Here is a 12,247-nt window from a genome sequence, read left to right as displayed (position 1 = left end):
GATGCGTCAGTAAGCTTAACTATGTATAGAGTGGGCTTTGCGCTTTATCTTATAGGGCTAAACTAATCGTGACGCCAATATACCTTAACCACGACATCGGCACGACTGAGCGCCAGTCGGTCTTTTAATAGTGGGCGCAATGCTTTGGCAGTATTCGCTTCTAATGCCCCCCAAACTTTATCGATCTGTAGAGGATTATGAGTCAAATAACCCCCTAACTGACTGTCAATCAGAGTAGCCAATTCTGCTCCCGAGTTTGCTTGATTGGTCACTATAGGTAATACGGTAAAGTGATTGTCCTTGCGGCTTTCAGTATTGCAATCACTATCAGTGTCACTGTTGTCGTTATCAATACCATCAAGGCTGCTACGCATTTTTACAGCATCAAAATAACATTGATCGGCTATATCCTGCGTCACACAAATAACCAATGGTGGTTTAGGGTTTTTCCATAGCTCCAGTAGACGAGCGACCGTCGGCATAGACGTTTCATCCGCAATCAGTAACGCCTGTCCGTCACGCAAATGCTCAGTTTTTTCGGGAAATTCTCTTTTGGTCACCACGGTGTCACCTGATTGTAGCGACTGAGCCCAACTACCGCCTGGCGTATCCCCATGCAAAAACACATCGACCAAAGCCAGCATATCTGTAGACGTTTGCCACGCTTTTCTCAAAGTGTAATAACAATGAGATCGAGCAGGGCGTAGATTGTTTTCTTCACTACTATCAGTAGTGTCAGCTGTTGCCTCCTGAGTCAGCGCGTTGTGATCCAAATCAAATAAGTAAGCGTAGCCGGCTTCGTTTGTAGGTACTGAGGCGGGGCGTTCGACTTTACTGGCGTTGCTGGGTATGGGCATGCTTAACTGGAGGCGCAGCATATTTTTGCTGACTCTATAACTGTCTTGTACATCAAATACTTGCTTGGTCAGTTTGATTGTTTTTTTGCCCAATTTTTTATCGGCTTTTTGTTTGAGCGCAATATATTGAACTTGCAGCTCATCAGGATGCGTAATGGAGTCGGCAAAAGCGATAAAAAAAGTCTGACTCTGCTCAAACTGGTTTTGAGCCATAATCGAGTGATAATCTACGTTTTTTGGTTGCACTTGTATGTCGATACCTTCAGCGTAAACCGTCGTCAATCGTACCTCTATATTACTTAATTCAGCGGTGGATATAGAGGTAAATGCCTGTAAAAACCCTAACAGCTCATCTATGTGTTCTTCATTAATATGACTGATGATGTCTTTTAATTCAGGGGCGTTTAAGCGGGTATATGGTCTGTCTGTACCATAACTATTACGTTCAGAAGATAAAAGGATATTGGCCATATTGATACTCATCAGAAATTATGGAATAGGAAGTTAAACATTCAATTGGTTAATGATAATTGTTTTTATTATCATTTACGAGTAAAATCATCTTAATTGTCGTTTTCGTTTTGAGAGAGCGATTGCGACTGCCCCTTACTTTTACCAATTTTGACCAACAACGAGTACCTATATGTTACGTGCAAACCAACTGACTATCAGACGTCAAGACAATACTTTACTAGACAATGTGAGTTGTGAGATTGACCCCAAGCAGTTGGTGGCGCTAGTTGGGCATAATGGGTCAGGCAAGTCGACACTGATCAAGGCACTGGCAGGAGAGATGACGAGTAGTGGGGGTACGATCACATTAGATGAGACCAATATTAGCGATTACGGCAGTAAAGAGCTGGCACGGCAAATGGCATATCTGCCACAGCAACTGCCTGACGCTGCTGGATTCACTGTTCGTGAGCTGGTGATGTTGGGGCGTTATCCACATCAAAAATGGCTACAAAAGCCAACTCAGACTGATAGAGATAAAGTCGAGCAAGCGCTAAAGGTTACCCAAACAGAGGCATTCGCGGATCGTATTACGGCAACACTATCAGGTGGTGAGCGCGCTCGTGCTTGGCTTGCCATGTGCCTAGCTCAAGATACTCGCTACTTATTACTCGATGAACCGCTTGCTGCTCTTGATATGCACTATCAAATTGAGGTCATTCAGCTTATTCGTCGCTTGGTAGATGAGCAAGGCTTGAGTGTGGTGATTATCATTCACGACATCAATTTGGCCGCGCAGTATGCGGATCGCATTATCGCCCTAAAAAACGGAAAAGTGTGCCACAGCGGCGATATCGCAAGCACCATGCAACCTACTGTATTACACGATATTTTCAATGTCGATATGCAGCTGCTCAGTCATCCTATAACAGGACAGCTCGTCGCTGTCGCTTAATATCGCATTACCTCTCTTCTTTTCTCACTCGTCCAAAAAGATACGCCTTTATGCTTTGTGTTCATTATCAGTATCCATTCTTCAAACGCTTGATAGTCATGTTGATGTTAGTTAAGCCATTAGCATTTGTAGTCTCCATAGCAGTAATCCTAATGTTGAGTGCTTGTAGTCACTCAGCATCCGAAAAAAGCATTACCCAACTTGATGAGACTCACTCTGAAGATCACTTTAAATTTCAGAAAAATGAGCCACAACGTAACAAGTCACAAAATAACCCCAGTGACAGGCTCAATATTGTCTCCCCCGACTGGGGTAATGCGGCGACATTGACCGCTATGGGACATGCACCGATTGCGACAGGTGACGTCAGAGTGTGGGATAGATGGGTTGGTAGTCCTAAGCTACCAGCGTCTATAACAGATTTAGGCATTCGCTATCAACCCAATGCTGAGCTAGTCGCGCAGCTACCAGTTGATATGGTCATAGATAACTATTTTTATGAGCATGCTCGCAACCTATATGGCGATGTCCCAGCTGAATCAGTGATGTTTGCAGCGAAAGGCGAGATAGCAACATGGGCTGATTATACCGAACCGACGCGGGAGCTTGGCGTACTTATTGATAATACCAAAATGGCTGAAGACTATATCTTACAGAGTAAAAAAGAGATACAGCTTGCCAGTCAGCAGTTCCAGAAGCGTTATCCAAAAGCAGAAAAGTTCGCTGTTGTACAGTTTGCCGATGCCAACAACATGCGTATGTATGTGGATAACAGTCTATTCAAAGTGGCATTAGACAAAATGAATAAAGAACTTGTAGTCTTAGGGGAGGGTAATCAATGGGGATTTGTCCCTATAAGAATGGGAGATTTGGCTCAGTTAGACGACGAGACTTGCTTACTTATCATAGATCCGCTTAGTCCGATAACCAAAGCTGAGATCAAAGACAGTTTGGTGTGGCAGCGTTTAGGTTACGGAGCTGATCGCTGTATGGCGGAGCTACCGCCAGTATGGATTTATGGGGGCATGTCGTCACTAGTCAGTTTGGCACATAACCTGTCGGAAGTTTCACTAAAAGGCGGGGCAACACTATGAGCGCCAATACCACGAATCATATCAATAGTAACATCGATAATAACGTTGACAGTGTTCATGCTATGACATCACTTTCTCAAACGGAAACGGTTGCGAATTCGCCATCATCGCTATCCGCGTCGACCTCATCAAAACACGCATCGCCGCAGCTACCAAATCGACCAAAACCTGATGTGACGTCATCGAGCAATATACCATGGCGACTGTGGGTGACCTTTATTGGACTGATAGCTTTATCAGGATGGAGTGGTTGGGCACTACTAGATCGAGATTGGACGCGTCCAATCAGCGAGCTGTTTTTGCCAAGTTTGCAACTGGATATTGCCAGTATGGCGACACAGCTCCACTTAGTCGCCACCAGTGTGGTTGCGCTCTTAGCAGGTGGGTTACTGGGTGTTGTTAGTATTTTATTACAGCAGCTGGTCAAGAACCCTCTAGCATCAGACACCACGTTAGGTGTGGGAGTGGGTGCACAGTTAGCCATGCTTATCGTCACTCTATTTTTACCCAGTCTGGCGATTTATGGTGGACTTTATGTGGCCTTTGTGGGGGCTGTCATCAGTATGGGCTTGGTATTCGCCCTATCAGCACCTAGTCGATTTAATCCCCTTATTTTGATACTGGCAGGTTTGGTGGTCAATATTTTGCTCGCCGCAGTGGCCAATGTACTGGTATTGTTCTTTGCGGAGCGCAGTAATGGTATGTTGTCGTGGGCTGCTGGGTTTTTGGCTCAAAGCAGCTGGGATACGAGTTATGCGCTGATAACAACGGCTGTCCTAGCGATGTTAGTATGCTTGCCTTTGTTAAAACCGCTAACCCTGATGAGTTTGGATGACTCGCAAGCGAGACGTTTGGGCGTACCTATCAATGGTATTCGAGCTCTGGTGGTACTTGTCGTGGCGGTGGTGACGGCACTGGTTATTAGCGAAGTTGGTTTGATTGGTTTTATTGGGCTTGGCGCCGCAAGTTTGGTCAATGCGCTAGGTATTTCCTCTATTGGTAAGCGTTTGACAACCGCATTTGGACTTGGTGCGTTGCTATTGCTATTGACCAGCAACGTTGCTTTGTTGCTTGAACCGATATTGGATATGCAAATTCCAGCGGGTGCGATGACTGGTATTTTGGGAGCGCCGCTTATTATTTGGCTGATTTTGCGTCAGCGCCGCGCGCGGATAGAGACAGTGACACCTATGACCACTGGCCAAAATACAAGCATTATATTTTGGCAATGGGGTTTTGGTGTGATCGCTGTCATTGTAGCTGCTTGTTTATTTGTGCAAGATATCAACGGTTGGGGTCTCAGTACAGACTGGGCGCTCACGCAGCAATATCGTCTGCCTCGTAGCTTGAGCGCTGCGGCAACAGGGTTGATGCTGGCAGTCGCAGGGGTGTTGCTACAAACTCTAACGCGTAACCCTATGGCCAGTCCTGAGGTGTTGGGTGTCAGTTCAGGTGCCGCACTTGGGGTGATTTTAGGGTTTTTATTATTGCCAAGTTTAGGGCTGTCTGCAGGAGCAGGGACGTTATTGATATCAGGTCTGTCCGGTGCGATGGCGGTGTTGTTGCTGGTTATTTGGTTGGCACGTAGAGTCAGTTCAGGTTATCTATTACTGGTCGGTATCGGCATTGCCGCCATGATGGATGGGGTGATGCATATGGTCAAGCTCTCAGGCGACCCGCGTTTAGAGGCGATGCTCAGCTGGCTATCGGGCACGACCTATAGCGCCCAGCCCAGTACGGTATGGTATCTCATTGGTATCGCGATTATCTTATTGGTACTGAGCGTGTTGATTGTTAAACCCTTGCGTGTCCTTGGCTTAGGTGCAGGAGTCGCTCGTAACTTGGGTGTGGCAGTGACACCTGTGACGCTATCGCTATTGGTGTTAGTAGCGGCGCTTAGCACGGCTAGTACGCTTGCCGTTGGGCCATTGAGCTTTATTGGTTTAATGGTACCTCACTTAGCGACTTCACTGGGCGCTGTGAAGCTTGAAAGGCAGTTACCACTAGCGGCACTGTTAGGGGCAATTGTTATGGTAATAGCGGATTGGATCGGGCGTTATGTTATTTTTCCTTATGAGCTACCTGCAGGTACGGTTGCAGCGATCATCGGTGGTGGTTATTTCTTATGGCTCATTCGTAAGGTGCCAGCCTCAGCCAATAGATAACAGCTGTCTTTAGACAGCTATTAACCAACAATATAAGTGAGCACAGATAGTCTGGAACTATTTGTGCTCAGTAGCTGTGCGTCACTGATCGGTCAACGGTTTTTGATAGTTTTCTTCATCTTTAAATTCATCATTCTTAACTTCGTGCTAACAGCTCTTTTTATCGTGCTCATTTACCGAAAAATTTTAAAACTGGGTTGACAGTAAGTTATTGGTAGTAGATACTACGCTTCATTAATAATAATGATTATCATTTACATTATCATTCAAAATAAATGAGCAGTATTTTAAGAAGTAAGCGTCACAACTTACTTTCTAATGTTTATCCAAGACGACTGACAACAACAAGGCTGAAGCTATGGACACGATCTTATTAGACGAATCACTTGATAATGAATGCTACTTAAATCGTCAAGAACAATTTGAATCGAAGGTTCGTAGTTATCCACGTAAGCTGCCATTTGCGATCCAATCAGCTAAAGGTGCTTGGATTACCGATGTGGAAGGCAATGAATATATAGATTGCCTATCAGGCGCGGGCACGCTGGCACTTGGGCACAATCATCCTGTGGTCATAGAAAGTATCAAAGATCTATTAGAAAGCAATTTACCGATGCATACATTGGATATCACCACGCCGTTAAAAGACAAATTTAGCGAATTCATGTACAAGTTACTCGCGACCAATAGCGATGAGTATTGCTTGCAGTTTTGCGGACCGACGGGTGCTGATGCGGTAGAAGCGGCTATTAAATTGGCCAAGCAAGTCACGGGTCGTTCAGGTGTTGTCAGTTTCAGCGGTGGCTATCATGGCATGACGCATGGTGCGCTGGCGGTGACAGGGAACTTAGCACCTAAACAAGGTATCGAAGGCTTGATGAGCTCGGTACAGTTTTTGCCTTATCCTAATATGTATCGCTGCGCATTTGGCTTGCCTTTTGAGCAAAGCATCCACGCCCATATGCGCTACTTTGAAAATTTCCTAAAAGATGTAGAAAGCGGTGTGGTGAAACCTGCCGCAGTCATTTTAGAAATCATACAAGGGGAAGGTGGTGTCAATCCTGCGCCAATAGAATGGCTGAAGCATGTGCGCCGAGTGACAAAAGAGCTGGGCATCATGCTGATTATCGATGAAGTACAAACAGGGTTTTGCCGTACAGGACGTTGGTTCGCTTATCAACATGCGGATATCGATCCCGATATGATTGTGATGTCAAAGGCAATCGGTGGTGGGCTACCACTTGCGGTATTGGGTATCAAAAAACAATACGATGTATGGCAGGCAGGCAATCATTCTGGCACGTTTAGAGGCAATCAATTGGCGATGGCGACTGGCCTTGCCACTCTCAATTACTTAAAAGACAACAACGTTACGGATTATGTTTTAGAAATAGGCGCGTGGTTTATGGCGCAGCTAAAAATACGCCAACAGCGCTACCCAAAAATAGGTCAAGTCAGAGGGCGTGGTCTCATGATTGGCATAGAAATCGTTAATCCAAACCTGCCTAAGCAAAATGACGGTAGTTATCCAGCAGACAGTGAGGTGGCTGCCAAAATCCAACAAGCGTGTTTTAAACATGGATTGGTGATTGAAAAGGGCGGGCGTGGTGGCACAGTACTGCGGTTATTACCGCCACTCAATATAACCAAAGATGAGCTGCAGCAAGTCTTGCAAAGGCTTGATATGGCGCTAGAAGACAATCAATAGTCTTGCCAGCACCTTAGCATGATTCACACTTTTATAAAAAAAACTCTGATAACGACTCTCATAATAAGTCACTTATTTGCGATTTATACCATCGTAGAATAAACAAGTGAGGACATTTTGCATTTATTAAACCAGCAAACCAGTGAGCAATATGTCACGCATATGCAAAAAACCAGCGCTGTCATCAAACAGTGGCTAGACGACAACAACATATATTTGGGCGGCACACCGCAACAAGTGCAAGCAACCAATGCCTTTAGCATCCGTCAGCAAGGCCGAGACATCGACACGATACTCGCTGATATTCAAAGTAATTTTTTACCCAGTTGTGTGTCGACGGCCAATGCGAATTGCTTAGCCCACTTGCATCCACCCACACTAGTCATCGGACAGATTGCTGAGATGATTATCGCGGCCACTAACCAAAGTATGGACTCATGGAATCAAAGTCCAGCAGCGACTTATATCGAAAAAGACTTAATACACTGGTTACGTCAACGTTGTCAGTTTGGTGACATCTCTGGTGCTCTCTTTGATGAACAGATAGGCCATAACGCTGGTGGTGTCTTTACCAGTGGTGGTACGCAAAGTAATCTGATGGGTTTACTGCTGGCACGCAATCGATTCTATAAGGCTAAGGGCGTTGATGTGCAAAAAGACGGCCTGATCGGTCAGCGAAGTGGCAAAATCCTGTGCTCAGCCCAGGCGCACTTTTCTATTGAAAAAAATGCGGCGCTACTAGGTCTAGGTCAACGTTCCGTCATTAAAGTAGCGACTGATGCATCAGGTGCCATGCTGATGTCTGACTTACAACATCAGATAAATCAGCTAGGTGCGGACAATGTGATGGCCATCATTGCAACGGCTGGCACCACCGATTTGGGTGCGATTGATCCTCTAATGGCTATTGGCAAGATCTGCCGTGATGCACAGATATGGCTACATGTCGATGCAGCATGGGGTGGGGCATTACTATTATCACAGCGCTATCGACACTTGATTAATGGTCTGAATCAGGCTGACTCTATTACCTTAGATTTTCACAAACATTTCTTCTTGCCGATTAGCTGCGGCGCTTTTCTTTTACGAGACAATCGGAATTTCGAGAGCATTCGCCATCATAGTGAGTATCTAAACTCTGCTGATGATGAACAAGACAATATCCCAAACTTGGTGACGTACTCTTTACAGACCACACGCCGATTCGATGCCTTAAAGCTGTGGATGGCGCTAGACTTACTAGGAACAGATGACTATGCAGCCTTGATTGATAACTGTCTGGATACTGCCAAGCAAGCGGCACAGCTGATTGATGCAAATGAAAATTTTGTACTGGTACATAAGCCTGTTATCAGCAGTGTTTTGTTTTACTTTACACCCAAAGATACCGCGCTGTCTGATGACCAACTCGCACAGCTTAATCGTCACATTGCGCAAGAATTATTGGTCAATAATATTGCCAATGTGGCCACCACCCAGTTTGAGCAGCACCTTTGCCTTAAATTCACCATTCTAAATCCCAATACCCAAATCAATGATATTGCAGACATCATTGAGCAGATGGATATTGCTGGTTTTAACCGACTTAATTCTGAAAGACTAAAAGCTGATGGGAAAAAATAATATGATGCAGCATAGAACGCTTGATCGACTCACACTACAAAATCTAATCAATGCTTACTGTTTTGAGACTGGGCGCGGCGATATTATTGCCTTAGCGCAGCAAGACGATATACAAAAGCAGGCCTCACAGAATAAGCCACTATTAGTTCTAAAGCTAGCGCCTTTAAACACGGTAATGGTTGTACCTATTGATAGAGTGAGTCAATTAGGTCAGCATCGTTTGGCAGACATGCCGCTTATATTAAATAAGCAGCTATCAAACAATCAAACGGATGTCTCATTACAAAATAGCCAATGGACAAAGTCCTCTGCTATGAGTTTGGCATCTTTGATTATTGAAGATATTGTGCATCGTTATAAAGATAAAGCGACGCTAGATGCCAATGGCGTATTAAAGCGCTGGATTGAGAGTTATGAGGGGCTGCAGACTATCTTAGAGCATCGTAATGATGAGATTGATGACATCGTTGACTATCAGCAAGACTTTATTCAAACCGAACAAAACCTTATTTACGGTCATGCTATGCACCCCACACCCAAAGGCCGCGCAGGATTTTATGGTGATGAGTGGGCGAAGTATGCGCCCGAGACCAGTAGCAAAACCCAGCTGCATTATTGGCTAGTGCACCCCAGTTGCATTGCAGAAGAATTCGTAGATGGGGATAGCATTACCACAGCGCTCAAATCTAAATTACAAACTGATATGAGTGGCTATCAACAGCAACTTGTGGCTGAGAATCCTGACTATAAGCTGTTGCCATTGCACCCTTGGCAAGCAAGGTTTTTGCAGCAGCAACCTTGGTACCAAAAGCTGTTAGAGAGTGGTCAGTTGTTTGACTTGGGTGAGCTTGGTTGGTATCTGCATCCGACTACATCAGTACGCACGTTAGCGGCCTTCGATGCGCCTTGGATGTTTAAACTGTCGTTGTCTGTGGCGATTACCAATTCGGTGCGGATTAACCTGCCCAAAGAATGTAAGCGCGGTATGCATGCCTGCCGAATCTGGCGTAGCGACTATGGTACTCAGCTCAAAACCGAGTACCCTACGGTTGCGGTATTGAATGACCCTGCTTGGATTGCCTTACGTGTGGATGGAAAAATCATTGATGGAACCATCTGTATCTTACGTGACAACCCTTTCACAGAGGATACGCAAGTCACCAATCTTGCCAGCTTAAGCCAAGACCATCCTACTCGTCTCACCAATCGCTTAGAGACACTGTTTAAGTCTATCCATAAACGGACAGATGAGTCTTTAGAACAGGTGGCTGTCCAGTGGTTTGACACTTATTTACAAGTTGGTTTTATACCGCTTATTCATATGTATTATCAGCATGGTATCGGGTTTGAGGTACATCAGCAGAACAGTCTCATCGAGCTAAAAGGCGGTTATCCTACTAAGTTTTGGGCCAGAGACAATCAAGGCTTTGGCTATATTGCTGAGTATGCCACGCCGCTCATTGATGCTTATCCAGAGCTGATTAGCGAAGGAGAGTGTGTCATTCCAGAAGACTTTGCCGACTCACGCTTTGCCTATTATTTAGTTGGTAACAGTATATTTGGCTTAATCACTGCCATTGCTCGTACTCAGCTTGTGAGTGAGGATGCATTAATCACGACGTTTAAAGAATGTTTAATGGCATTAGAGCAACAATACCCACATCGTCCGTTATTTGACTTGCTATTGCGCAGCCCTACATTGCCGTTCAAGGGCAATCTACTCACCAGACTCTATGCGCTCGATGAGCTGACCGCACCTGTTGAGACCCAGTCTATTTATGTCGACATCCCAAACCCCATGGTGATGTAGTAAAGCATATTGTGACGGCAAAGATAAGCACACGATATAAGTTGGGGTTCGATAGAAACGAACACCAGAATTAACGTAACTATCAAAGCACTACTACCAAATCACTAAGGGGCGACCGTGTTAGATATTATTGGGATTGGCGTAGGGCCGTTTAACTTGAGTCTGGCGGCATTACTGACAAAGACCGACGTAACCGCCAAGTTTTTTGAGCAAAAGGCTGAGTTTAATTGGCATAAAGGCATGATATTGCCGAGCACCACGCTGCAAGTGCCTTTTATGGCAGATTTGGTGACATTGATAGACCCAACCAGTCCGTATTCTTTTTTGAATTATCTGCATACTCAGCAGCGATTGCTTAAGTTTTACTTTTTAGAAGAGTTTAAAATTTATCGTAAAGAGTATAACCACTATTGCCAATGGGTAGCAGAGCAGCTAGATAGTCTGAATTTTGATGCGGCAGTGATCGACGTGGCGTTTGACGACAATAATGATGGGTTTTTAGTGACCGTCTGTGAGCAAGGCACGCAAAACACCTATCATGCTAAAAACTTAGTCATAGGAACGGGCACACAGGCCACGCTACCACCATCGTTGCAAGACATTGCCAAACAAGCGCCTAACCGCTGTATGCACACCGCTCATTTTGCAGACAATTTTGATTTGGACAGCCTCAATGCGAGTAGCCTTGATGTGAATAGCACCAAGACTGAAAGCAAACTGACCAAAGTGTTAGTGTTGGGGTCTGGGCAGTCTTCAGCAGAGGTATATCGAACGCTGTTTGATCAACAGTTTGATGGCGATGATAGTACTAATGACGACCCTAAGTTTCAGCTAGATTGGATGACTCGCTCGGCAGGGTTTTTCCCCATGGAATACTCCCCATTAGGTTTAGAGCATTTTAGCCCGGCTTATACAGATTATTTTTATCATTTAGACTCAGCAACCAAGCCCCAAGTCACTGCCAAGCAAGACCTACTCTATAAAGGCATGGGATTTGAAACCATACGCGATATTTATCATCGTCTCTATGAGCGCAGTATTACCAATCAAGATCTGCATTCGACGTTGCTGTCCAACTGTGAAGTAATTGAGTCAACTCTGACAACAATGCTAGAAGAGCAAGAGCCGACAGATATTATAAAACTGGTGGTTAGACAGCGTGAACAGAATCAAGATTTTACTGCTGAGTATGATTGTGTGATTGCTGGTACAGGCTATCGTTACGGTCTGCCTGAGTGCTTAAATACGCTACTGCCTGCTATCGCACACGATGAGTTTGATCAGCCAGTCATTGATAGAGACTATGTACTGAAATATGTGCTGACGCATCAAAAAGATATTGTGACTAATGGCAAGATTTTTGTGCAAAACCAGGAAGTGCATACCCATGGCGTTGGGTCACCAGACTTGGGGCTGGGTGCTTATCGAGCAGGGTGCATCATCAATCAGTTGACAGGTGAGCAGACTTACGACACTGATGCCTTAAAAGTGTTTCAAAAATTTGGCACGTAGTGTTTTATAAAACTTATATTTAACAGAAACGGTATTAAAGAACACTAACCACATAGCAAAATAATAACTA

At 44.9% G+C, this 12,247-nt stretch carries 8 protein-coding genes; 7 read left to right on the top strand and 1 reads right to left on the bottom strand.

From position 1 onward, the window contains the following. Nucleotides 1–62 precede the first annotated feature (62 nt). Nucleotides 63–1,328 carry a siderophore-interacting protein gene (locus tag AC5JPT_RS04165; protein ID WP_493857214.1) on the bottom strand — a complete coding sequence of 422 codons (1,266 nt, stop codon included), beginning with the start codon at nt 1,326–1,328 and terminating at the stop codon, nt 63–65. A 172-nt stretch (nt 1,329–1,500) separates the two neighbouring features. Here AC5JPT_RS04165 and AC5JPT_RS04160 point away from each other — a divergent pair, with 172 nt between their 5' ends. The 7 genes from AC5JPT_RS04160 to AC5JPT_RS04130 all read left to right on the top strand — a co-directional run bounded on the left by AC5JPT_RS04160 (nt 1,501) and on the right by AC5JPT_RS04130 (nt 12,177). Next, nucleotides 1,501–2,265 (top strand): ABC transporter ATP-binding protein, encoded by a 765-nt coding sequence (locus AC5JPT_RS04160; protein ID WP_493852007.1) that lies wholly within the window; start codon nt 1,501–1,503, stop codon nt 2,263–2,265. A gap of 152 nt (nt 2,266–2,417) precedes the next feature. Further along, entirely contained in the window at nt 2,418–3,359 is a 942-nt protein-coding gene (locus AC5JPT_RS04155; protein WP_493857213.1) for an ABC transporter substrate-binding protein, read from the top strand. After that, entirely contained in the window at nt 3,356–5,524 is a 2,169-nt protein-coding gene (gene fhuB / locus AC5JPT_RS04150) for a Fe(3+)-hydroxamate ABC transporter permease FhuB (RefSeq protein ID WP_493857212.1), read from the top strand. The genes AC5JPT_RS04155 and fhuB overlap by 4 nt, the downstream gene beginning before the upstream one ends. A gap of 358 nt (nt 5,525–5,882) precedes the next feature. Further along, a complete protein-coding gene (locus AC5JPT_RS04145; RefSeq protein ID WP_493857211.1) occupies nt 5,883–7,232 on the top strand; it encodes a diaminobutyrate--2-oxoglutarate transaminase family protein in 1,350 nt (449 codons plus the stop codon). A gap of 117 nt (nt 7,233–7,349) precedes the next feature. After that, nucleotides 7,350–8,855 (top strand): pyridoxal phosphate-dependent decarboxylase family protein, encoded by a 1,506-nt coding sequence (locus AC5JPT_RS04140; RefSeq protein ID WP_493857210.1) that lies wholly within the window; start codon nt 7,350–7,352, stop codon nt 8,853–8,855. Between the two features lies 1 nt (nt 8,856). Beyond that, nucleotides 8,857–10,665, top strand: coding sequence for an IucA/IucC family protein (locus tag AC5JPT_RS04135; RefSeq protein WP_493857209.1), 1,809 nt, complete (start codon nt 8,857–8,859; stop codon nt 10,663–10,665). 117 nt (nt 10,666–10,782) lie between these two features. Then, entirely contained in the window at nt 10,783–12,177 is a 1,395-nt protein-coding gene (locus AC5JPT_RS04130) for a lysine N(6)-hydroxylase/L-ornithine N(5)-oxygenase family protein (RefSeq protein ID WP_493857208.1), read from the top strand. Nucleotides 12,178–12,247: the final 70 nt, after the last annotated feature.

The sequence above is a fragment of the Psychrobacter sp. H26 genome (assembly GCF_059073035.1).
The sequence above is the reverse complement of the archived record's forward strand: the minus strand, read 5'-3'. Positions and strand labels throughout refer to the sequence as shown.

Bases quoted from the DNA above. Each gene is read 5' to 3' on its own strand.
- AC5JPT_RS04155 (WP_493857213.1), top strand. From the start codon at position 2,418: ATGTTGAGTGCTTGTAGTCACTCAGCATCCGAAAAAAGCATTACCCAA.
- AC5JPT_RS04160 (WP_493852007.1), top strand. From the start codon at position 1,501: ATGTTACGTGCAAACCAACTGACTATCAGACGTCAAGACAATACTTTA.
- AC5JPT_RS04135 (WP_493857209.1), top strand. From the start codon at position 8,857: ATGATGCAGCATAGAACGCTTGATCGACTCACACTACAAAATCTAATC.
- fhuB (WP_493857212.1), top strand. From the start codon at position 3,356: ATGAGCGCCAATACCACGAATCATATCAATAGTAACATCGATAATAAC.
- AC5JPT_RS04165 (WP_493857214.1), bottom strand. From the start codon at position 1,328: ATGGCCAATATCCTTTTATCTTCTGAACGTAATAGTTATGGTACAGAC.
- AC5JPT_RS04145 (WP_493857211.1), top strand. From the start codon at position 5,883: ATGGACACGATCTTATTAGACGAATCACTTGATAATGAATGCTACTTA.